At 41.2% G+C, this 23,941-nt stretch carries 15 protein-coding genes and 1 pseudogene; 8 read left to right on the top strand and 8 right to left on the bottom strand.

Features of this window, described 5'->3' with window-relative positions; genetic code table 11:
• Positions 1–284 (top strand): annotated as a pseudogene (locus F607_RS35160) (IS4 family transposase); the annotation flags it as partial.
• 28 nt (positions 285–312) lie between these two features.
• On the opposite strand, the gene F607_RS0115425 reads toward F607_RS35160, so the two are convergent.
• The 6 genes from F607_RS0115425 to F607_RS0115395 form a co-directional block, all read right to left on the bottom strand.
• A complete protein-coding gene (locus F607_RS0115425) occupies positions 313–1,467 on the bottom strand; it encodes a hypothetical protein (protein ID WP_051311537.1) in 1,155 nt (384 codons plus the stop codon).
• Positions 1,468–1,932: 465 nt separating this feature from the next.
• Positions 1,933–2,148 (bottom strand): cold-shock protein, encoded by a 216-nt coding sequence (locus F607_RS0115415; RefSeq protein WP_027708804.1) that lies wholly within the window; start codon positions 2,146–2,148, stop codon positions 1,933–1,935.
• An 819-nt stretch (positions 2,149–2,967) separates the two neighbouring features.
• Positions 2,968–4,314, bottom strand: coding sequence for an HlyD family type I secretion periplasmic adaptor subunit (locus tag F607_RS0115410; protein WP_027708803.1), 1,347 nt, complete (start codon positions 4,312–4,314; stop codon positions 2,968–2,970).
• A 101-nt stretch (positions 4,315–4,415) separates the two neighbouring features.
• Positions 4,416–6,602, bottom strand: a complete 2,187-nt coding sequence (locus tag F607_RS0115405) for an ATP-binding cassette domain-containing protein (RefSeq protein ID WP_027708802.1) — start codon at positions 6,600–6,602, stop codon at positions 4,416–4,418.
• Positions 6,603–6,673: 71 nt separating this feature from the next.
• The gene (locus tag F607_RS0115400) at positions 6,674–8,374 is read right to left on the bottom strand and encodes an ATP-binding cassette domain-containing protein (RefSeq protein WP_027708801.1); all 1,701 of its coding nucleotides are present in this window, start codon (positions 8,372–8,374) and stop codon (positions 6,674–6,676) included.
• A 43-nt stretch (positions 8,375–8,417) separates the two neighbouring features.
• Positions 8,418–9,518, bottom strand: coding sequence for a hypothetical protein (locus F607_RS0115395; protein WP_157365491.1), 1,101 nt, complete (start codon positions 9,516–9,518; stop codon positions 8,418–8,420).
• A 188-nt stretch (positions 9,519–9,706) separates the two neighbouring features.
• Between F607_RS0115395 and F607_RS0115390 the strand changes: the two genes are divergently transcribed.
• Genes F607_RS0115390 through F607_RS29990 form a run of 5 tightly spaced genes read left to right on the top strand, consistent with a single transcriptional unit; the run spans position 9,707 to position 18,998 of the window.
• Positions 9,707–13,057, top strand: a complete 3,351-nt coding sequence (locus F607_RS0115390; protein WP_027708799.1) for a transglutaminase family protein — start codon at positions 9,707–9,709, stop codon at positions 13,055–13,057.
• A complete protein-coding gene (locus tag F607_RS29995; RefSeq protein WP_051311536.1) occupies positions 13,054–15,645 on the top strand; it encodes a circularly permuted type 2 ATP-grasp protein in 2,592 nt (863 codons plus the stop codon). The genes F607_RS0115390 and F607_RS29995 overlap by 4 nt, the downstream gene beginning before the upstream one ends.
• Positions 15,642–16,535, top strand: a complete 894-nt coding sequence (locus tag F607_RS0115380) for a transglutaminase family protein (protein WP_027708798.1) — start codon at positions 15,642–15,644, stop codon at positions 16,533–16,535. Before F607_RS29995 ends, F607_RS0115380 begins: the two co-directional genes overlap by 4 nt.
• Positions 16,536–16,548: 13 nt before the next feature.
• Positions 16,549–18,009 carry a circularly permuted type 2 ATP-grasp protein gene (locus tag F607_RS0115375; protein ID WP_027708797.1) on the top strand — a complete coding sequence of 487 codons (1,461 nt, stop codon included), beginning with the start codon at positions 16,549–16,551 and terminating at the stop codon, positions 18,007–18,009.
• Positions 18,003–18,998 (top strand): alpha-E domain-containing protein, encoded by a 996-nt coding sequence (locus F607_RS29990; RefSeq protein ID WP_051311535.1) that lies wholly within the window; start codon positions 18,003–18,005, stop codon positions 18,996–18,998. Before F607_RS0115375 ends, F607_RS29990 begins: the two co-directional genes overlap by 7 nt.
• Positions 18,999–19,049: 51 nt before the next feature.
• Here the strand turns inward: F607_RS29990 and ptsP are convergent, their stop codons facing one another.
• Positions 19,050–20,717: a phosphoenolpyruvate--protein phosphotransferase gene (ptsP, locus tag F607_RS0115365; protein WP_230400416.1), complete on the bottom strand. Its 1,668-nt coding sequence runs from the start codon at positions 20,715–20,717 to the stop codon at positions 19,050–19,052.
• A gap of 715 nt (positions 20,718–21,432) precedes the next feature.
• On the opposite strand from ptsP, the gene F607_RS0115360 reads away from it, so the two are divergent.
• Together F607_RS0115360 and F607_RS0115355 are read left to right on the top strand one after the other, a co-directional pair.
• Positions 21,433–22,518: a fatty acid desaturase family protein gene (locus F607_RS0115360; RefSeq protein WP_084611267.1), complete on the top strand. Its 1,086-nt coding sequence runs from the start codon at positions 21,433–21,435 to the stop codon at positions 22,516–22,518.
• 262 nt (positions 22,519–22,780) lie between these two features.
• Positions 22,781–23,107, top strand: coding sequence for a hypothetical protein (locus F607_RS0115355; RefSeq protein WP_027708794.1), 327 nt, complete (start codon positions 22,781–22,783; stop codon positions 23,105–23,107).
• A 96-nt stretch (positions 23,108–23,203) separates the two neighbouring features.
• On the opposite strand, the gene F607_RS0115350 is transcribed toward F607_RS0115355, so the two are convergent.
• Positions 23,204–23,941, bottom strand: a 738-nt coding sequence (locus F607_RS0115350; protein WP_027708793.1) for an IS256 family transposase, incomplete at its 5' end; no start/stop codon positions are given.

The raw sequence follows: 23,941 nt of genomic DNA, 5'->3' as shown, positions 1-23,941 counted from the left end.
TATTTGGTTGCTTAAAAAGTAGAGGATTTGACTTAGAAAGCACGCATTTACAGGAACTAGATCGTCTCGAAAAGCTATTTTTTGTTTGTGCTTTGGCATTAGCATGGTCATTCAAATTGGGTATATGGCAAAATAGTCTTAAGCCACTGAAGCTTAAAAAGCATGGCCGAAAACCGAAAAGTTTATTTCGTCTAGGGCTTGATTACTTACACAGGGTACTAGTAGAAGGAAGTGTTAACCTGGCAGTATTTCGGCACTCCCTGAAAGTTTTGTCCTGTACATAGACCTAAAACTCAAACGCTTTAGGTATATTTAGACACCTTTTTTAATAATTGTTTTAATTTGCTGAACTATTTTTTTCAACATAGGTTGATTATAACCATTGAGACGAGGCGTATGCAGATGCCCCATTGGCACAGTGCTGCGCATTTGTTGTCTTAACCACAGTGTACGGTACGAAATTTCATTTGATAAATAGCCACCACCAGAACCTTCCACAGATATTTCGCCTTTAAGCTCAGATAAACTTTCTGGATAATAAACACCCGTTAATGAAATAACTCGACGATTATCACGGATAGCAAAAGGTTGCTGCACCTGTAGCATAGCCTGAACAGGCAGTGAAAACTCAATAAATTCCTGCCCCTTTAACTCTACTCCATTCAATAGAGGGCGAATTGGCTGGCTATAGCTTCCTCCAGAGTAAACATTAAGGTTATCAGGTGCTGATGAAGAACGTCGTAACCCAGGAAAGCGTTCCAGATCAAACACAGAACGTCCCATACTGACCGTCATCACAAGATCAGCTTGGTTAGTGGATAAGACAGGTGTTAATGCAGTTTCAACTATACCTTTATCAAAATCCGCAAAACGCACAGGAAAGTTAATTGCCTGTACTTCAATCGTCTTATTACCATCTCGAATGATTGTATTGTCCAACATTAGCGCAGTAACACCCGCAGGGTTGCTTTGGCGGATATTACTATCAAGCTGAAAAGGGTCAAAGCCTGTGATGAACACTTTATGTGTCGTGTTGTATTTAAAAGTAGCCTGTAGTGCTCCACGACTGGCTAACTCTAGACGCCATAAAACATGATTAAGTTGGCTAGAAGTTATCTGAAACTGCAACTCTGTATTTTTTAAATGCTGAGTTAATTGTAATCTACCCCAATAAAGTGCACGATCATCATATAAAGCCCCAGCCTGATTATCACTGACAGACTGCTGCCACAGCTGGTCTCCTGTTCTGTCAATTAATGCCACAAGCTGCGAGTAATTTGTGATGCGTGTTAGACTTTGGATAAATGTTGCGATAAGAGAGTGATACTTGTTCACCTGATTGGGAATGTGTTGCTGTGCCTGGTCAGTCCTTGCTTCTTCAACTGTTTGCGATGACCATCCGTATGTAGGGAGTAAAACTATAATAATAAACAGACTAACTATAAAATCACGAACTAATCTATACACAGAATCATCCTTGAGTATCACTAAATTAAAAAAAGTAAAAATCTAGAATTGTATCCCTGTTTTATACCTATAGATTGGTATAAAACAGATTTCAGGCCGTATTATATCTAAACAGAGCGATATATATAGCCTTTACTGTGTCTTCATCATGTTTTACTAAAAGCTAAACATAACTCAAGATAGGTATACCCAATAATTTACACTGTGATATATGTATATTTTTGATAAAAAACGTTTTTGTTTAGTACTTTTAAAAGACAAACTCAAAGAGAAAGCAACAGATTATCAATAGAATCACTTTTAACCACTTAAGCGCATTTACAGTTAAGCAGAAAAGATTCAAAAGTAGATTAGAAGGGAGTTTTTACTGAAAGGAGATTTATATAAGGATAGGTAGAAGTCTAGTTACCAGGCACTGCAAGAGACAATATTGCTATTAATCTCCTACAGCACCGGTAGGAATGATTAGGCTACTGGCGTAACATTTTCCGCTTGAGGACCTTTTTGACCTTGAGTTACCTCAAAAGTCACTTTTTGTCCTTCTCTCAACGTACGTCTTCCAGTACCGTTGATCGCACGGAAATGTACGAATACATCAGAACCACCCTCACGCTCAATGAAACCGAAACCTTTCTCGTCATTGAACCACTTAACCACGCCAGTAACTAATTGACCAGCCATAAAACCCTCATTTTCACACGATACCAACTTAGCGTTGGTGTTTTCACTTACATCGACTTAACGCCGACATTAATCCAAAGTGGCGAGCTAGCATGGATAAAAGGTTATCCGATTCACTAACAACCAGCTTCATAGATCTTGAAACAGTAATGCACTATGTACAATACTGTTATCAATCTTCGCGGATAGAAACAACACAAGGTGTGTTACGTATCCGGCTGATAGTTAGCTTATAGCCAACTCCGCAGGTTATCAAGAACTGATGATCAGTTCTTCACAACTTTGCATCCACGAACAAAACCGGATAACCATCACGCAGTACACTTTCGTCATTAGTTACTAAAATGTAAATGTTGATGTTCTTGCTATGAGGGTACTTACATGCCACTACAGCGCTGTTCTACATACCATCAAAGTCTATTACCGTTTGTTCTACGCTAACAATTCGGAATAACCAAACGATAATACCACTACAAACGATATTAACGTCCAGAACGAATTATGGCCGTCATCACTCCAACTGCTGTTTACATCACGTTTAGTAAACACTGTAGTAGATCAACAGTCTTTTTGTTCTAAACAAGGTGAGTGACTCACCCTTCCTATTCATCCTGCTTGCTTCCACCTCGGTAAGTCTAACACAGACTTGTAGAAAAATACCTCTTTTTCTTCTGTGAACAGTATAAAAAAATAACAACTGCCTTTTGTATAAGCTCCTAATGTTCACAAAACAAGTGCAAACTAAGCATTCTTATTAACCAAAATCACATAATATAACTGTCTGGTTACATGCCCTATTACCCAAAAATTAAAGCTTACTTACACGTCCTTATGCTGTTTTCTATGTTGCCATAACGGGTTAAATAAATAGCTCAGTAATGGCTGTTGACCTATCTGAATACTTGCCTGAACAGTCATACCCGGCAATATTTTATCGTGAGTTTCTTGATTTCCTACAAAATCTGTCGCCAATTCAATGATCGCTTTTTGATATGAAGAACCTTCTTCATTAACATAGTTTCTGTTTATGAGCGACTTAACGACACCTGCCACAGCATCAACATTATTAACACTAAATGCATCAATCGCGACTCGTACCTCTTGCCCTATTTGCAGCGCGTTCATCGTTTCTTTATTCACTTTAACTTCAACAGCTAACGACTGGTTAAGTGGAACAACTTCAGCAACAATACTGCCTGCCGTCACAGGACTGTCTTGAGTCTTCCTTATTGCTTGCACCACTCCCCGAATAGGTGACTTAACAACCTTCTGACGAATACGCTGATCAACCTGCTCAATTTGCTCCACCACTTTTGTCTGCTGGGTTACAACCTGAGTAAGTTGTTGTGTCCACTGACTTTTAGCCTCTTCTTTGGTCTGCTGAAATTGTAGACGAATGTTCGCTAAGTCCTTTTTACCTGCCAAAATATTCTCTTCAGCTTGTCCGAATAATAATGCAACCTCAGACAAATCCTGCTGAGCACTATTGAGCTGCTGCCGAGTAATATATCCCTTCTGTAACAATACCTGCTTAGCCTCAAAAGCTTCCTGAAGTTTTGTTTTCTTAACTTGCAGTTCATTTAATCTAACCTGCTCTTCTTGCAGTGTGGAGCTTAACGTTGCAATTTGCTGCTTTATTGGTGCTAATTTTGCTCGGTAACGCTCTTTTGCCTGATCATAATAAACACGCATTTCTGCATCCATTGCAGCTTGCTCTTTGGGATTTTCAAAACCACCTATCAACTGCCCTGTTAACAACATTCGATACACTTTCTCCTGCTGTAGCAAACGCTCATGGTGTGATTTCAACTTTTTAAGCTCAAGCTGATCCTTAGCTGAATCCATCACCAGTAAAGCTTGTCCAGATTCAACCAACTGTCCTGTAGAAACCAAAACACTGGCAATATGACCTCCTTCAAAAAGCTGAACTGCCCTTATATCCCCCTGTACAACAACACTACCAGTAGCTACCACCCTTTGATCAACAGGCCAAACCATGCCGCCAACAATAACAATGAGTACAGCCAGAAATATTCCCCACAAACTCAAGTATATCCAGGCCTGCCCTCCTTCTTCTTTTAACACGGGGTCCGCAAGCCAATGAGCCTGCTGCCGAGAATGCTCGTCAATCACATGAGCTAATGTTGTAGAAAGTCCTTTCTCCATGATCTTTTCTCTTTCCATAGCTTGGTATAGTGATTTATCAGGTTAAGAGCACCACTTTATATGAGTCCCTCTTACCAGAACTCCTTCTACCCTACCCGAGCTTAAGCCGTTACATTTTGAGTTGAATTTCTTTTCTTCTTAAGAAGTTGATCAGGGTGACCAAAATAGCGCTGTTTACACTCTTCCAGTAACAGGACTTTATCTGCAACTTTAAAATGACTTGGACGCTGTGTAACCAGAAATACCGTCTTTTGCCGAGACAACTGCCGTATTACTTCTAATAGCTGCAACTCAGCTTGATAATCAAGCCCTACAAAAGGTTCATCCATTAACAGGACAGGCGCAGGTTTAAGTAATGCTCGCGCAATACAAAGCTGTTGCTGAATATTGATGGGTAACGCTAAAGGTTGCTTCACATCATAAATAGTCTGCAAGCCTTTAGGTAATTGTCTAACAATATCATCCAATCGACATAGCTCAATAACAGACCATAACTCTTCTTCTGTCGCAAGAGGGTTTGCCATCTTCAGGTTATCAGCCAATGTCCCTTGGAATAATGTTGGCTGCTGAGGAACATAAGCACACAGGTATTGCATAACACCAACAGATAATTGATTAATATTTTGTCGATCAATGCGAATGACACCATCCTGTGCCTGCTGTAGACCCGCGAGTAACATTAACAGTGTTGTTTTACCAGCCCCATTGCCACCAGTGACAATGACCACTTCACCAGCATTAATACTAAAGTTGAGTTGCTGAATACCATGATTAGAATGAGGATAAAAAAACTTAACATTTTCAAAAGCAACTGCCCCCTTAACCTGACTGGGTGCATGCCGAGTCATGACAGCTGAACTCACTGGCGCCAGCCAAATTTGGGAAAGAGACTGCATGGATAACTTAGCTTCTTGCCAATCAGGGATTATTTTTTTTAATTGCATAAACGGCGTAAATAGTTGCCAAAGCAACACAATAACCGCTAGCGTCACCCCTATTGAAAAGACACCATTTAACGCTAACGATATCGAATAGCTTACCGAAATGATTACCGTCACCCAAATAATCACATCGATAATATTTTCATAAACGTAGCACTTAAAAGTTTTTTGGGCTAAATAGCGACTCTCTTGAGTTTGTGCTTTTTGAAAGCGACTCAACCAAACCTCAACAGGCGCGGCAAAACGCATTGCCCTAAATTGAGAAATGGCTTCATTCTTATGACAAGAGCCTGAAATATCGTTTTCTTTCTTTGTTGAACCTTTAACTTGAAATAAGAAAAACAATACCAAAGCTAAAAAGCCAGACAATGCGATCCATCCTGTCGACCCTCCTACGATAAAAAGGGCACCAACGAATACTAACGCAAATACAGCGTCAAAAACGGTCCCCGTATTTACTTCACTCATTAATTTGCTTAAAGCATTAAACTGCCTTGCAGAGTGCATTAAAAAGTGCTGTCTTGAACTTGATAAACCATCAACAGAGCCTGACCAAATATTTTTCAATAATCGATGCATGCTTAAGTAGTCCACACGCTTTCCTGCAAAACGTAAACAAAAACCTCGTAATCGTCGCCCTCCCCACTCCAAGACAAGCAAGCTTGTGACACCTGCAGTTATCGGTATCAATAAGTCAAGACGCTGATTCCCCCATACTTGATCAACGATTTGCATAACATAAAAAGGTAGTGCTAACGCCAAACAAGTAATAACCAGGCTTAGTAAGCAGCAAATCATCAATACGGGGTATACTCGTTGCCAAGGTTTTTTCAAGGAATTTTGAATGGCCCCTTCAATACCACTTTTACTATAGCAGGGAACGGTCAACAACCATCCTTGATTTAGCCGCGTTAATTTATGCTTATCCGTGATTTTTTCAACCTGTAATCGCTCTGCTGAGTAAATCCATGCCTCTTCTTCATTCATTGAAAATACAATTTGTGCAGGTGCTTTCTTTGGAATGTGCATGACCGGAAAAGACGTACTACGCCAATTTTTTTTTGTAGCTCTAGTCAAGGTTGATGAAATACCAAGGCGTGCGAGTGTATTACGAATATCGGTTAAATCAGGCTGTTTTTTTTCGGGTAATGCTGTCAAAAACTCCAGAGCATGAAGTGGCCAGTGTTGAGCTAATACTAAAATAGGCAACACCGCAACCAAATCAGAATGCTGATACCTTTCTTGAAGAGTCGTATGACGAAATGTTGCTAGGCGCTCGACTAAAACTTGCTCATAATTAAAACTATTTTGCTGATCAGCCGGTCTGTAACTTGATTCAAGATACATTATCAGTCCTTAGTATATACCCTTCATTTAAGGTATAGCGTTTGATTCCCTAGAGACCTGCAACAATTGTTTTACTGTTGCAAAAGCAGTGTTTCACGAAGCAAATGGCCTTTATTGAGTTCAAAAACATGATCAGCTATCCGAATAATAGAGGGCCGGTGTGAAGCAACCACCATGGTGGTAATTCCTTTTAATTGCTTTAATAAACGAATAATGGCTTGATCACCTTTTAAGTCAACAGCACTATTGGCATCATCGACAAGCAGCACTTTCGGCTGACAAACAATTGCCCGCGCAAATGCAATGCGTTGTACTAAACCCTGTGGTAGTTGATGCTGCTCCGCATCTATCAGGGTATAAAAGCCATCAGGTAACTGTGCAATTGCATCAGCAATATTAAGGGTTTTAGCAGCTTCAATCGCCAACACTTCTTTGGCAGTACTAAACAGTGTTAAATTCTCCATAATTGTGCCACTGAATAAGGCAGCCTTTTGCGGTAAATACACCACTTGCTGAATTAAAATATCATCATTAAAACTCCCCAGAGGCTTACCGTCTAACAGTACTTCCCCCTGGTCAGGCTGAATGATACCTTTTAAAATACCAAGTAAGGTAGATTTACCACTACCATTTTCACTCGATAGCACCACTAACTCACCCGGGTTAATGTGTAATGAGACCTGATATAAAACCCAGGCATTTTCTTCACTGTATCGAAAGCTCACCTTATTACAGTCAATACGCCCTTGAATTATTTGCAATGCCGTTTGTTTTACAGAGGACTTAACCGTAGGTACTTCTAATAATGACTTAATGCTAGATAATTCATACTTTATCCTTTGTCTACTTTCACAAAAAAACGCAATGAGTGAAATACTATGAAGACTACAAATTGCTAAAAACATACACCCAATAAGCCCTCCTAATGTTATTTGCTGTTTAGCAAGCAATATAGCCCCATAAGCTGTACAGGCAACAATCAGAAGTTTCATAATCAGAGATAAGTTACTATGCAAGTTAGCCAAGCAATGGTTAATTGTCACTTGCTGCTCAACTTTATTTGCATAGCATGTTTCATAGCGACTCTTCAATTGAGTCGATAAATAAAGTGCTTTTGCGGTATACCACCCATGTAGTAAGTTAATCAAATGATCATAAAAAATCTGTGCCGTTGAGAAGGCTAATGGTATCACCCTAGCAGATTTAATAATAAAAATAGTTAATAATAATAAAGAAACACCTAAAGCAGTGAGAGGAACAAATACCAAAGAAAGCTCAACCCAACCTATCAATAATAAATAAATTATGACCCAACCGACAACAACGACAATACTCAAAATCTGCCCCGGATAACAACTTTGTACAGCCTTAACAGCCTCAATGCTATTAAATATTCGGGTATAGCCCAATTGTTCCAGTGTTGTTAATTTACCTTGTAAAAGTTTCAAGTACTGTAAACGACTTAATGAATAATCTAACTTGGCGGTATATCGGCTAATTAAAATGCCTTGTAATAGCCGAACAACAACTAGCATCGTAACAATGACTATCGCCACTAAAACTACAGCCTCAAACCCATCTTTTTTTAAATGCTGATTTTGCTGTTCATTAACTGCAATGAGTGTATCCACACAATGTATTAACACCAGCGCTAACATCAGTGATAAAAGCCCCATTAAAAAAGCAGCCAAAACAATATGCCAACGTAATAAGCCAGTCTTTAAATCAGGTAAATAGGTTTGCAAGATGCTTTGCAGCGAAATAGTCTGCATTATGCCCCCTGTATTATATTTATAAAGGCACTGTGGATAAGCCTTACTCAGCTAATCGATACAAAAAAACAGGCTTATTTACACTGTTGACTAAAATAAAAATATCGTATTGCTCACTATAACGAAAACGTCCAAATGTGCCATTTTGCAGTGCTTTAGGTACAGCCTTTTCTTGACCATAGCCCTTAGCAGAATGTTTTTTCCAAATCTTTGTTTCTAAGTTCAACGTATAAACCTCAGCACCATTGTGCCAAGCAACTAACAACCCCGTGGGCTGATGAACACTGAGTCCAACATTAGCAAACTGCTCTATCTCCGTATCGCCTTTTGTCTTTAAGACCTGTAAACCCTTATCAGGATTTTGTAAATCAATAAAGCGTGTTTCTTTATTACCTACCAACACATACCAATGAGGCTTAGAAGAAATTACAGCGGTATAATCATAACTTATCCAACCGGGTAGCTCCCCAGTCACAGATAACCATTTCCGTGCCAAAGGCTTATAGCTGACGAGTGCTGAACCGCCACCACTGCCAAGACTATAAATATAGCCAGATTTAGGGTCATAAGCGGATGTTGAGCTAATACCATATCCTCCCACCATCACAGGGGGCAACCTTAACCAACGGTTATCCGTTAAGTCATAACAATCCGTATTAGGCAACATATGTTGTGATAACGGAAACATTGCCGCAGCACCAAAAGCACAGAATAAGTTCTGTTCAGCTAAATATTGTACTGTGTTATAGGTGTGTCGTGCTCTTGGGCTACCATCAGGATAATAACCCGTGACAGAAAGCTTGCCTTTTTCATCAACATTTCTCGCTGCATTGCTTAATCGCTTCCAGGATAGCGAGTGAAGAGAAAAACCATATAACTCATTACCAGAATAATCTCGATGCCCGCCTCCCCAAATAATTAACTGTTGTTGTTGAGTATCAAACGCACCGCCAGACCAAGCCCCGGTTATCGCAGAAAACCCTGTCCATGAACCCGCCACTTTGGGTTTTTTTGGTATATTAACAAGTTGCGAATGAGGTATGGCATACCACTCTCCAGGAGCAATATCAGGCAATTTTTTGGCTGATACAGTCATAACCAAAAAGCCAGTTAACCAGATAGCCAATAACATCTTTAACCGCAAAAGGTGCTCCCTCTACAACTCTGAAATAAAGTGCTTAATAGCTATATCTAACGCCAAATTCATTACACTTTTTTAAATAACAAACTAAAACAATATTTTTATATTCACTATTAATGACTACACTTGTTAATTTAGAATTATGCATACCATAAATAGTTAAGGACATCATTGGCTAGGGAATCCATGGAATGGCCATACAAGTTGCGCTCAATCACCGAACGACCTACCAGTACGATCGATCTGTATCTTTGTCGCCTCATACTTTCCGACTGAGGCCAGCGCCTCATTGCAGGACAACAATTGATGCCTACTCTCTAACCATTACCCCTGACCAGCACTTTATTAACTGGCAGCAGGATCCTTTTGGTAACTATTTGGCTCGTGTCGTATTCCCTGAACACACCACGCAATTAACCGTTGAAGTCGATATTTTAGCAACGCTCACCAGCATTAACCCATTTGACTTTTTTGTAGATGACTATGCTGAAAACTACCCCTTTGATTATGAGTCCCAACTAAAGCGTGAGCTTATCCCTTATTTAGAGCGCCAAGAGCACGGTCCTCTGCTTCAAGGTTGGGTAAAAGAGTGGCAAAAAAAAGAATTACATATTGTTGACTTTTTAGTCGAATTAAATCGAGCCTTACAGCAAGCCATTTCCTACACCATTCGTACTGAACCTGGTGTGCAGTCCTGTGAAACCACCTTAGCTAAACAATCCGGCTCCTGTCGTGACTCTGCCTGGCTTTTGGTACAAATTGTTCGCCATTTAGGGTTAGCCGCACGCTTTGTATCTGGCTACCTCGTGCAACTCACCCCCGATATCAAGTCACTGGATGGACCCAGTGGCCCTGATGCTGATTTTACCGATCTACACGCTTGGGCAGAAGTGTACGTACCTGGTGCAGGCTGGGTTGGTCTTGACCCTACTTCGGGCTTATTTGCAGGTGAAGGCCATATTCCACTCGCCTGTACACCTGACTTTCGAAGTGCTGCTCCAGTCTGTGGTGCAACCAGCAAAAGTGAAGTAACCTTCTCCTTCACTAACTCTGTTACTCGAATTAAAGAAGAACCTCGGGTCACTAAACCCTACACTGATGAACAATGGCACGCGATCGACCAGCTCGGAGAAAAGGTTGATCAGCAACTCACGGCACTTGATGTACGTCTTACAATGGGTGGTGAGCCTACATTTGTAGGTATTGATAACCCTGACACTCTCCAGTGGAATACCCATGCAGATGGCCCTGAAAAACGAGAGCGCGCAGAACAGCTATTAGACAAACTCAAAGTCATTTTTACCAAAGGCGGGCTTAAACATTACAGTCAGGGCAAATGGTATCCAGGAGAGCCTTTGCCCCGCTGGGAACTTGGCTGTTATTGGCGTAAAGATGGACAGCCCCTTTGGCAAAATCCCACATTATTTGCCAACCCTCTGCAACAAAATCAAGCGTCATTAAAAGATGCAGAGCGTTTTATCCTACTGATGGCAGACCAATTGCGGTTGCCTACCAATGCTATTTTGCCCGCTTATGAAGACACCTACTATTTACTGTGGCAGGAAGAAAATCTTCCCCTTGATACCCCTGAAAGTTTAAGTGCTGATGATCAACGGCAGGCTATTTTAACCCAACTAAAACAGTATAAAGACCAGCCTCGTGGCTATGTACTACCCGTTAATTGGGATTTTATTGATCAGTGTTGGAAAACAGCATTCTGGCAATTTCGTCGTGGCAAACTCTTTTTAATTCCTGGGGATTCACCCATTGGCCTACGCTTACCCTTAGATCGCATCCACTGGTCAACTCCTCATCAAGAGCCACACTCTCTCCCAAGAGACTTATTTGAACATGTTCCTCCCTTGCCTGAGCGCGTTGATAACTTCACATTAACCGTAAACCATGCATCTCATCCACCGGCTTTCGATCTACAACCACAAACACTGAACAAAAGCGGTAGCACAGGATTACCTCTTACCACAGCCTTTGTAATTGAACTACGTAACGATACCCTTCATGTATTCATGCCTCCGTTATCACACCTAGAGCATTATATAGCGCTATTACAAACCATTGAGCAAACTGCGGATAGATTACAAATATCCATCATTATCGAAGGCTACCCACCACCCATTGATCAACGTATCGAGTCATTTAAAGTCACACCCGACCCAGGTGTTATTGAAGTCAATATTCACCCTGCCAGCAGCTGGTCTGAGCTTAAATCCATTACCAATAGCCTGTACCAGGCAGCTCATGAAAGCCGGCTGGGTACTGAAAAATACATGTTAGACGGACGGCAATGTGGAACGGGGGGCGGCAACCATGTCACCCTCGGTGGGCATACACCGGCTGACAGCCCACTGCTGCGAAGACCTGATGTGTTGCAGAGCTTAATTACATACTGGCAGCACCATCCAGGTCTTTCTTATTTATTTTCGGGGCTGTTTGTTGGGCCTACTAGTCAAGCCCCTCGTATTGATGAAGCCCGACATGAAGCCTTATACGAACTGGAAATTGCCTTTCAGCAAATTCCTAAAGGAGAAACGCCTCACCCATGGCTAATTGATCGTTTACTCAGGCACTTATTAGTTGATATTACAGGCAACACGCATCGTGCCGAGTTTTGTATAGATAAGCTTTATCCACCCGAGAATGCTCAGCGCCGGCTTGGACTACTCGAATTTCGTGCTTTTGAAATGCCGCCTCATGCCCGTATGAGTCTGGTACAGATGCTATTGCTCCGCACCTTAGTTGCGCGTTTTTGGCAAACACCTTACCACCACCCCCTCGTTCGCTGGGGGACAGCCCTCCATGACCGGTTTATGCTGCCTTATTTTATTTGGAACGATATAGCCGAAGTGGCTGCCGATATTCAACAATCAGGTTATGGTTTTCAGCTTAACTGGCTTGCACCTTTCTTATACTTTCGCTTCCCCGTTTTTGGTGAAATTCAGTTAGGAGATATTCACCTTGAGTTACGAGGAGCCATCGAGCCCTGGCATGTACTAGGTGAAGAGGTTATCCAACAGGGTACGTCCCGTTTTGTTGACTCTTCAGTAGAGCGCCTGCAAATAAAAGTGACAGGCCTAACGCCTGACCGTCATATCATCAGCTGTAACGGTATGCAGGTCCCCCTCCATCCTACAGGTACCCCAGGTGAGTATGTGGGAGGTGTTCGATTCCGCGCCTGGCAACCGCCTTCGGCACTCCACCCGACGATTGGTGTGCACTCACCACTGGTATTTGATGTGATTGATAGCTGGTCATACCGAGCCATAGGCGGCTGTACTTATCACGTCGCACATCCAGGTGGCAGAAACTTTGAAGCATTCCCAGTCAACAGTTATGCCGCTGAAGGGCGTCGACTGGCTCGCTTTTGGTCTCATGGTCATAGTCCTGGCTGCCAGGAACCACATACCAGTAGTGGACCTAGCCACTGGCGCTTTGTTGCCGAAGGATCTGGGCCAGGCCCAATAAACCTACCAAAATTACAAATGGCTAATGAGTACCCCTATACTTTGGACTTACGCCAACAATGACCAGTACCACTCCCCCCCAAACCAGTGATGAATGGTTACAACAGTATCGCCAGCACCTAAAGCCAGAATTTCATGATGAGATGTGGTCAGGGGAGCAGCTATCTATTAAACCGGCCTGGCAACCCTTAATACAACAGCTTAACTCTCTCTCTCCCAGTGCCTTTCATAAACCACGTCTGGAGGCTAAGCGCTTACTACAAGAAAATGGTACAACCTACAATGTCCACAGTCAGGCCAACCAGAGCCTGAGGAGCTGGCAACTTGATCCATTGCCTTTAGTACTGGCAGAAAACGAGTGGCAAAACCTTGAGAGGGGGTTGCAACAGCGCGCACTTCTTTTTGACTGTATTTTACAGGACCTTTATGGAGAGCGAAGGTTACTCAAGCAAAATGTCATTCCACCTGAACTGGTTTTTGCGCATCCTGGATTTCAGCGCCCTTGCGACCAGGTTCGGTTAGCCTTATCTCATCAGTTAATGCACTTCGCCGTGGATATTGCACGTGGTGCAGATGGCCAGTTCTGGGTCCTGGCTGACCGAGCTCAAAACCCCTCTGGTGCCGGCTATGCACTAGAATGTCGTATGATTATGAACCGCATTATCCCAGAAGCAATGCGTTCTATAACGGTTCACCGTCTTTATCACTTTTTCCAATCCTGGCGTAATGGTCTTCAGGCTTTGGTATCACAACATTCAGATGAAGCACGAATAGTTGTGCTAACCCCTGGGCCTGACAATGACACTTATTATGAACATGCCTATTTGGCTACTTACTTAGGTTACCCTCTCGTTCAGGGTGATGACTTAACGGTTCGTGATGGCAAGGTGTGGTTAAAATCGCTAGCAGGGCTGCAGCGAGTCGATATTATCCTTCGCAAAACAGATGACTTGTCCTGTGATCCGCTTGAACTCCAACAGGACTCCCAGCAAGGGGTGCCTGGATTACTACAAGCCGTTCGCAACCAAACAGTGGCAATTAATAATCCTTTGGGCTCCAGCATTCTTGAAAACCCAGGGTTATTGGCTTTTCTTCCTGCAATTGCCAAAAATCTGTTAGGTGAAACATTACAGTTGCCTGCTGTTGGTACCTGGTGGTGTGGACAAAAACCAGCGCTGGAGCATGTGCTGACCAATTTTGAAAAATTGGTCATTAAACCCATTTTTGGCAATGGGTCTTGCTACTACCCGGCACTTATGACGGCTGAAGAACAGCAACAGCTCAAAGACAAAATAAAACAAATGCCGTATTTTTATGTAGGTCAACAACAGCCTCAGCTGGCAACCACCCCCACACTGATTAACGATGAGCTACTGCCACGCTACTACCAGCTTCGTACCTTTTTAGTCGCCGAGGGTGGCTCTTATGTTGCACTACCTGGCGGACTTACCCGAATTGCCAATAACAATGAAGGCTGGTTCCAGTGGCAAACCAATGGAGGTATCAGTAAAGACACCTGGATTTTATCCCATGAAGTTGATCGCCCTATTCGCCTCCAGCCTATGGCCCCTGGCGGGGTCGCAGTGCAGAGCTACGAAGGCATACTCCCTAGTCGTGCAGCAGAAAGTTTATTCTGGGTTGGACGCTATATAGAGCGAGCAGAAGGTAGCTCACGTTTATTACGCACCATTATGGACCATATCAATAATCAAGATGAATTTGCCAGTGAGGCCGATCAACAGTGTCTTTATGTGTTACTCACAGGGCTTACAGTAATGACCAATACCCTGCCAGGTTTTACCGGAGAAGACACCAAACAAAAATGTAAACAGCCAAACCCTGAGTTGATATCCCTGGTACGGGATAGCGAGCGGGTTGGCAGTCTGGCGCAAGTGCTTGCAGCTTTTTTACATGCTTCATTTAGTGTACGCGATTTGTGGTCAAGTGATACCTGGCGCACGATTGATGATATTGACGATATCCTTGGCCAACTTTACTGCCCACCTACCGATCTTGGTGACTTACAAAGTTGTCTTGATGAACTTATCACTACCATTATGGCCTTTACGGGTCTCACCGCAGAAAGTATGCCCCATGAAAGTGGCTGGTACCTGTTTGACTTAGGCCGTCGTATTGAGCGCAGCCTGTTACAAATCAGCCTAACTCAAAGTTGTTTTAGTCAAGGACTTGATGACACTGTTGAGCACCTCTTACAAGAAGCTTTGCTGGTCAATAACGAAAGTCTGATAACCCACCGCCGTCGTTATCGCTCTCTACAACAAATGGAAAATACCCTTGCCTTGCTCATTCTCGACGAGACAAACCCTCGTGCATTGGCGTATCAAATTTACCGTATTCAACGGTTAATTGATCACTTGCCCCATCGTCATCAGCAACGCGAATACTCTGCAGAGCAGCGGATTATTTTAGCAACCGCAACACGTTTACGCCTAGCCACTGCGAATATGCTTGCTCAACGTGGAGAGGATGGCCAGCTCCACGTACTCATTGAACTGCTTGAAGCATGTAATAGTAACCTACTAGAACTGGCAAACACCCTACACCATACGTATTTCAGTCATACCGAACAGGCACAACAGTTAACGTCTATGTCTGCTGAGATTGCTATGCCTAACGAGGTGAATGTATGAATACGTTTCGTATTACACATACCACACGTTATGTTTACACAGATCCCGTCAGCCGCTGTCATAACGAAGCACGTATGAGCCCAATGAATTTGCCTCATCAAACCTGTGCTTTTAGTAAGGTTCATGTTTCTCCTTCCCCAAGAAGCAGTTTTCAGCGTATTGATTATTTTGGAAATAATGTCTTCAGCTTTGATATTCACCAACAACATCAGGAATTGACTATTTCAGTAATCAGCGAAGTAGCCATTGACAAACCATGCTCACTTTCACTCGAAAACAGTTTACCCTGGGACCAGTTTACTGAGCACTTGGAACAAGCGAATAAACACCAACAGCTCATGGTGCATGAATTTATCTTACCCTCACCACAAATTCCTCAATCAGCGAGCGCAAAGGATTATGCCTTAAGCTCATTTACCCCTGGGCGCCCATTACTGGATGCGGTAAATGACTTAACTCATCGTATATATAATGATTTTAAATATGAACCCGGTTTCAGTTCACTATCAACCCCGCTAGAAACCGTTATTGAACATAGAAAAGGTGTTTGCCAGGACTTTGCTCATTTAGCGATTGCCTGCTTACGCAGTATGGGCTTACCTGCCATGTATGTCAGTGGTTATTTAGAAACAGACCCACCACCAGGTAAGCCTAAACTGACAGGTGCTGACGCCTCTCATGCCTGGTTAAACGTTTTTATTCCAGAACATGGGTGGCAGGGATTTGACCCAACCAATAACCAAATGGCAAATGAACGCTATATTGTAGTTGCACAGGGGAGAGATTACGCAGATGTCACCCCATTAAAAGGTGTCGTTTATGGTGGTGGCCATCATCACCTGACCGTTCAAGTAGACGTTACACGAACACACTCACATACGTTTAACTAGCATTTAGCATATTATGACTATTCAATGGAATGACTATAACGTTCGCCAAGCTCAGGATGAACTAATTGATGAGCATAACCAGCCCAGAACCGTTGCCAGGCGACTCATACATCATTTGGCTTCATATAGTGATGAAGAACTAGACACTGCACGCACAGCTGCAGAATTAGCCATTAAATTGATGGGGATTACTTTTACGGTGTACCACGAATCGGGAGGTGCAATTGATCGCGCCTGGCCTTTCGATATTATTCCCCGCATTATGCCAAACACTGAATGGCAAATGATTGAAGCAGGATTAAAACAGCGCGTACATGCATTAAACCTGTTTATAAGTGATATTTATAGCAAACAACAAATTATTAAAGATCGAGTTTTTCCTGCTGAATTACTCGCTAATTCCGAAAATTTTAGACCGCAATGTATGGATATTACCCCTCCTTTAAATTGCTGGTCACCCATTTGTGGTTCAGACTTAGTACGAGATCAACAAGGGACAATGTATGTATTAGAAGACAATTTGCGTGTACCTTCAGGTGTTTCCTATATGTTGGAAAACAGATCGGTAATGAAGCGGGTTTTTCCAGATTTTTTTGAAGACTATACTATTCTGCCCGTTGACGATTATCCTTCACAGCTGTTTGCCACATTGGCAGCTCTATCACCACGTCCTACTGCTAATCCAACCGTTGTGGTGCTAACCCCTGGCATTTACAATTCAGCGTATTTTGAGCACGCTTATTTAGCTCAACAAATGGGCTGTGAACTGGTTGAAGGCCGTGATTTGGTCGTAGAAAATGACAATGTCTATATGCTAACCATTGAAGGTCCTGAACAAGTTGATGTCATTTATCGACGTGTTGATGATTTATTTCTAGACCCTAAAGTATTTAACCCTGATTCATTATTAGGCGTACCTGGTTTAATGCAGGCATGGGCTAAAGGTAATGTAGCACTGGCCAATGCACCTGGAGCCGGTGTTGCGGATGACAAGGTGGTATATGCCTTTGTCCCAAAAATGATTAAATACTATTTAAATGAAGAAATGCTTTTACCCAATGTGCCCACTTATCTATGCTTTGATCCGAAAGAGCGGGACTTTGTTCTTAATAACCTTGATAAACTAGTAGTCAAACCTGCAAATGCCTCTGGTGGCTATGGTATGTTAATTGGACCAATTGCCAGCAAAAAACAGCGCAAACAATTTGCAGAGTTTATTAAAGAAAACCCACGTAATTATATTGCCCAACCTACTTTAGCGCTATCAACAGTGCCCACATTGATTAATCATCATATTGAACCACGACACGTTGATATGCGCCCATTTATCCTCAGTGGCCACACAACACAAGTCACTACGGGCGGGTTAACCCGCGTTGCAATGGTGCCAGGATCACTGGTAGTCAATTCTTCCCAAGGTGGGGGCAGTAAAGATACATGGATTGTTGATGAGGAGGCCTGCCTAACATGTTAGCTCGAGTGATAGAAACTATATACTGGATGGCCCGATACTTAGAGCGCGCCGAAAATATTGCACGGTTAATTAATGTCAACTCTCACCTTTTACTGGATTTACCAAAAGGTATTTCACCCGGCTGGGAGCCTCTCATCGATATTACGGGCACTAGAGCACAGTATTTGGATTTATACAACGATTTCAGTGAGTCTAATGTAATAACCTACTTAGTCACCGATATAAAAAGTCCTGCATCGCTTCGTTTTGCCTTAAATGCAGCCAGAGAAAACGCAAGGACAACCCGTGATGTTATACCCCAAGAAGCCTGGGAGCAGTTAAATACTCTGCATTTCTATGCTAGTGAATATATCAATTATGCACAACGTAAAACTAAACGCTTTGACTATTTTAACTCTATCATTACCTACTGCCAAACCCTTAATGGATTATTGGCGGACACGATGAATCGTGATGCGGGTTATTTGTTCTTGCAAATAGGACGTTATATCGAACGAGCGGATATGTCATCACGTATTATTGATGTGCGTACTACAAATTTACTCAATCAAAATAATCACCTGGAGTTTCACCCTCTTGCGAATATTCAATGGATGAGTGTGCTAAAATCCATGACTGCCTACCAAATGTATAGGCGTGAAGTACAAGTTAATATTTCACAAGAACAGGTATTAACATTTTTATTAAAATCGAAAGTTTTTCCCCGCTCTATCTATTTCTGCATAGCCGAGGTTGCTCGAAATACAAATCCATTACCCAAGAGTGAAGCAGTCTTAAGCTTGATTAACCAAACTTTAACCAATTTACTTTCAAAACAAGCCAATGACTTCACACAGCATTCATTACATGTGTATTTAGATAAAATTCAAGTTTTTCTGACACAAATTGGAGGAGAGCTGAATAATACCTATTTTCAGTTTGGACACAATAGTCAATCAAATGTTCAGTATGCTATTAATCATATAAAACCAGCTAACTCTATCATGTAAGTATTAACTTCTAGAGAGCAGGAACTATTGAAAAAAATAAACTCAATCACTTTAAGTGATCTTAGTCTTTCTTACAGTTTCTTTGATTATAGGTACTAAAGGTGCCGCAACACTAAGTGAGGTAATGCCACACAACAATAATCGACGAATATGTTCCTTGCAACCAGCCAATTCGCCACAAATTGAAAGTGGCATATCAGGTACATCATTGTGCACAAGCTCCATCATGCGAAATATTACATCAGCATCATCATTGTAATATGATTCTACTGATGCATTTTCTCTATCAGCGGCAAAAGCATATTGGGTTAAATCATTAGAGCCAAAGCTCATGAAATCAACATGAGGAGCAATAGTACTTGCAGACAATGCTGCAGCAGGTGTTTCAATCATAGCCCCCAGCTTTGGCAAAATTGAAACATCATGCTCAATGCAAACTGTTTGTAACATTTCTTTTACTACAAGTACGTCCACAGGCATTGTTACCATTGGCACAAGAATTTGAACTTCATAATCTGCCATCAAACTGATAATTGCCTTTAACTGAGTATACAACAACTCCGGATACTCTCTTAAAAAGCGAATTCCTCTCCTCCCCAGTGCAGGATTCGTTTCAGCCATAAAACCAACAAACGGTAAAGGCTTGTCAGCACCCACATCAAGCAATCTCACACAAACTAATTGCCCTTTTACGCTGCTAAGTGTATGACACATCTCATCTAATAACTCATCTGAACTAGGTGGCGATGTACGCCCAATATAAAACTGTTCAATACGATATAAACCAATGCCATCAGCGCCATTTCTATAGGCTTTGCTGGTATCTTCATGACAGCCAACATTAGCATTAACATTAATCCGAACACCATCAAGCGTTACAGCCGGGCATATTGCCCGCTTTTGAGCTGCTTGATGGATTTGCTTATCTTTTTCGACTGTTTTTTGAAAGGAGGTAATCGCTTTGCAACCTGGATTTACGGTTAATACACCTAAATTGCCATCTACCAGTGCCGTATCACCATTAGAGAGCTTTTCCAGGATTTTTGGTATTTCTGATATACAAGGCACTCCTAATTGTCGAGCAAATAATGCAGCATGAGATCCTTTTGCACCATACTCAAGTAAAACTGCTGCTGTAGAACGACTATTAAGAAAAACCGTATCAGATGGCAGTAATCGTTGTGTAACTAATATACAATTTTCAGGGATTTTCTCCAGAGGATGCGTTATAATGCCAGCTAATGCATTGCGTAACCGTATTGATACATCACGAAGGTCATCCCCCTTCTCACGGGCAATACGAGACTCCATTAATAGAAATCTCTTCTCCCAACGTAAAAAAACACTCTTTACAGCACTGCCAGCTGTCACAAGATTGTCAACAATTTCTTTCCTTAACTCATCTTTTAGCAGGTGATCATCAAGTATTTGCTTATGTACACCAAACACTTCAGCCAAGTGTGTATCTATTTCCTTTTCAACTTGTGTGGCTAACATCATCAAATCATTAGAAATTTTTGCTGTAGCCTGATCAAGGCGAGTAAATTCCTCCTCAACATTGAGCTGAGTACCGTTTACAGGAACATCAATTGGCCCCAATAGGCCTGGTTGTAGATGAATAATGCCTTGAGCATAGCCCGAAGAAATAGCTGCCCCCTGAATAATTAATTGTTTTTTCTGCTTATTCTCTTTCATATCAATACTTGTTGTGTCTTTCATAACAACCTTGTAAATAAGTGAGGCAGCAGCCTCATTAATCGCTGATTCTCTTTGACTACTTTTTATTCACTCTGTTTAGCTTTGGCCAACTAAACGTTATAACAGTGTGAGTTTTTATTGAATGCAATAATCTATCTTCTATATCTGTATATAATCACAGAAAAACTGGATAAAACAAAGCCAAAATAAAAACCAGTATTACTTTGACACGTTTAATCATCAATAGACTCATTATGAACCAGAACATTTTTCATGTATCCTCTATAGAAAAAGGGGACACTGATTACCCATAAAATAGAAAAACCAAATACAGATAGTAAGCTGTTTGTAATATCCCTTTAAAAACCATTCAAAAATTCACTTACTCAACTACTTAGACAGGACATACTAGGAATTATTAAAGGAGGGTATACGTTAAGATTAGTACAACATTGATTACTTAGAAAATAAACATTAAAAAATGTAAAAAAACAAATACTATTTCTTCAAAAAACAACTCACACTATCTCTATGGATACCCATTTTGTAATGACATATGCTAGATTTTTAAATAGAGCCAGTTTATATTATTTTTTATACGTTTCGTATTAGAACATTGCTTAACGCTAAACAGACTCATGCCTAGCGGTCTGTTCACTCTTCATTTTAATAAATATGTTCGCTTGGCTTTGTTAAGTTCACTTTATACCTACAGATTCATATTGATCATTATGATATGGATAATCAAAATAAAATATTGAATACCCCTCAAAGAACTAATGAGTTCAACACACGCCCAATAACACACAGCGCGGGTCTCCGCGTAGATCAAGAACTTTTGAAGGCCACTATGCCTTTCGCTCAAGAATCACCACATAAAAGCTGGCGCTTGGTAATAACTGTATTCGTACTATTGCTAACCTCTCTCATTGCCGCAGGTTTATCTCCCTGGTTATGGCTACAATTAATCTTCTCATTGCTTAGCTCTATGCTAATGATACGCGCATTTATCACTTTCCATGACTATATGCATGGCGCAATCCTAACTAACTCCTGGATAGCAAAATGGCTATTCAAACTTTATGGCTTGCTGATACTCGTTCCTACAAATGCCTGGCGTAAAAGTCATAATTATCATCATGGCCATGTAGGAAAGCTCGATGTATTTGGCACTGGCACTTTCCCAATAATGACAACTAAAATGTGGCATTCTTCGTCAAAATGGCAGCATTTTTACTACCGTTTACAAAGACATCCGATCATTATTCTATTTGGTTATTTAACAATATTTGCTATTAGTATCTGCTTACTCCCCTTTCTAAGAAGCCCCTCCAAGCATATAGATTCATTGCTTTCTTTAATTTTACACAGTTCTTTAATCACCACTCTATGGTATTTTGGTGGTGCTACTACGGCTTTTTTTGTTGTAATTCTCCCAATGAGTATTAACTGCGCATTTGGTTCCTATCTTTTCTTCGCACAACATAGTTTCAAACGCATGACCATAATATCACCTGAAGCTTGGACTTATTATCGTGCAGCATTGGAATCTTCAAGCTATATGAAATTAAACCGAGTGATGCAATGGATTACAGGTAATATTGGTTATCATCATATTCACCACCTTAACGTAAAAATTCCATTTTATCGACTACCAGAAGCAATGGCAGCGATACCTGAGCTTCAATCCCCCATTGTAACCACATTAGCATTAGGAGAAATTTATGATTGCTTTAAATCTTCTTTATGGGATGAAGACCAGCAACGAATGGTGTCTTATCGAGAGGCTAATAAGCTAGCAAATAAGAATACAAAGCAATAAATAAGCAGACGTTTAAAATTAAAGCTTTCGACTCTATCACCTTTAAATAAATGAGCATTCATAATTTACCACATAACAATTAAAAATCGTGTAACTACTAATAAGGTACCCGTTCCATAAGCCATTGCTTTTTTTAACAATCATAGCTATTCAAAAAACAGGAGTTTATATTCAGCAACCACATACACAGCTTGCAATGACAATTGCTTTCTATTTAATATAGCCTATCCTAAAAAACTAAAACTCTCCTAAAGAGGTATTCATGATTAATTTTACATTCAACTCTGAAGGTGCTACATACACCATTACCGCAGAAAATGAAGGAAAAATAAAAAAACGAGTAAAACTAGAAAAAAACATCAAAAGCTTTACAGAAATAATTTTTAACGATGTGTTTCTAAGCTTTAATATACAACTTCAACAAGGAAGAGAACAATATTCTCTTTCAGTTATCGTTCGTGGAGGAGATAGCCTTCCAGAAGCAGCCCCCAGTTTTAAAATAAATAAGGAAACCGCAGACAACCTAGAAAAAGAATTTATAAAAATGCAAATTAACCTAACAAATAAAAGTTCATCATGGACACCATAAGACTTTGTTCGAAATATCCTAATCTTGATCTTCTACACAATTTTACTGACAAAACGACAATAGACCCTGTAAATATTTCTGTGTATCCGCCCAGTTTTAAATATAGGGTCTAAGTCGATCTTCAAACTCAATCATAAATCGATTTAACGCCGCTTTCCAATTTCGAATCGGCATTGTCCACTTTTTTGATGCATCTTGAATCGCTAAAAAAATGACTTTTCTTGCCGCATCATCCGTTGGAAACAATTTACGCTTTTTAATCGCTTTTCGGATGACGCTGTTGAGTGATTCAATGGCATTCGTCGTATAAATCGCTTTGCGTATGTCATCAGGGTAATTAAACAGCGTCCTTAGGTTTTCCCAGTGATGTTGCCAGGAGCGACTAAGTTGCGGGTATTTATGATCCCACTGCGCTCCAAACTGCTCCAATGCTTGAAGCGCTTCTTCTTCCGTAGCTGATTGGTATATCCGCTTAAGGCCGCTAGTGACTGCCTTATAGTCTTTCCAAGGCACATACTTCACCGCATTACGAACCATATGGACAATACACAGTTGTATTTGTGTCTTAGGATAGACGGCATTAATCGCATCAGGAAACCCCTTCAAGCCGTCCACACAAGCAATTAAGATATCCTGCACGCCTCGATTTTGTAACTCAGTGAGCACGCTGAGCCAGAACTTAGCGCCTTCCTGTTCGCCTAGCCATAGCCCTAATAGTTCTTTCTGGCCTTCCAGGTTAACGCCTAAGGCTACATACACCGCTTTATTCACCACGCGTTTATCCTGACGGACTTTAACCATAATACAGTCTAAGTAGACAATAGGATAAACCTC

It is taken from the genome of Zooshikella ganghwensis DSM 15267 (assembly GCF_000428585.1).
GTDB lineage: Bacteria > Pseudomonadota > Gammaproteobacteria > Pseudomonadales > Zooshikellaceae > Zooshikella > Zooshikella ganghwensis.
This window is presented reverse-complemented; position numbering and strand designations above follow the sequence as displayed.

Coding starts and splice junctions, on each gene's coding strand:
- F607_RS0115400 (WP_027708801.1), bottom strand. CDS start 8,374: ATGCAGACTATTTCGCTGCAAAGCATCTTGCAAACCTATTTACCTGAT.
- F607_RS0115390 (WP_027708799.1), top strand. CDS start 9,707: ATGGCCATACAAGTTGCGCTCAATCACCGAACGACCTACCAGTACGAT.
- F607_RS0115360 (WP_084611267.1), top strand. CDS start 21,433: ATGGATAATCAAAATAAAATATTGAATACCCCTCAAAGAACTAATGAG.
- F607_RS0115405 (WP_027708802.1), bottom strand. CDS start 6,602: ATGTATCTTGAATCAAGTTACAGACCGGCTGATCAGCAAAATAGTTTT.
- F607_RS0115380 (WP_027708798.1), top strand. CDS start 15,642: ATGAATACGTTTCGTATTACACATACCACACGTTATGTTTACACAGAT.
- F607_RS29990 (WP_051311535.1), top strand. CDS start 18,003: ATGTTAGCTCGAGTGATAGAAACTATATACTGGATGGCCCGATACTTA.
- F607_RS0115415 (WP_027708804.1), bottom strand. CDS start 2,148: ATGGCTGGTCAATTAGTTACTGGCGTGGTTAAGTGGTTCAATGACGAG.
- F607_RS0115375 (WP_027708797.1), top strand. CDS start 16,549: ATGACTATTCAATGGAATGACTATAACGTTCGCCAAGCTCAGGATGAA.
- ptsP (WP_230400416.1), bottom strand. CDS start 20,717: ATGAAAGACACAACAAGTATTGATATGAAAGAGAATAAGCAGAAAAAA.
- F607_RS0115410 (WP_027708803.1), bottom strand. CDS start 4,314: ATGGAGAAAGGACTTTCTACAACATTAGCTCATGTGATTGACGAGCAT.
- F607_RS29995 (WP_051311536.1), top strand. CDS start 13,054: ATGACCAGTACCACTCCCCCCCAAACCAGTGATGAATGGTTACAACAG.
- F607_RS0115355 (WP_027708794.1), top strand. CDS start 22,781: ATGATTAATTTTACATTCAACTCTGAAGGTGCTACATACACCATTACC.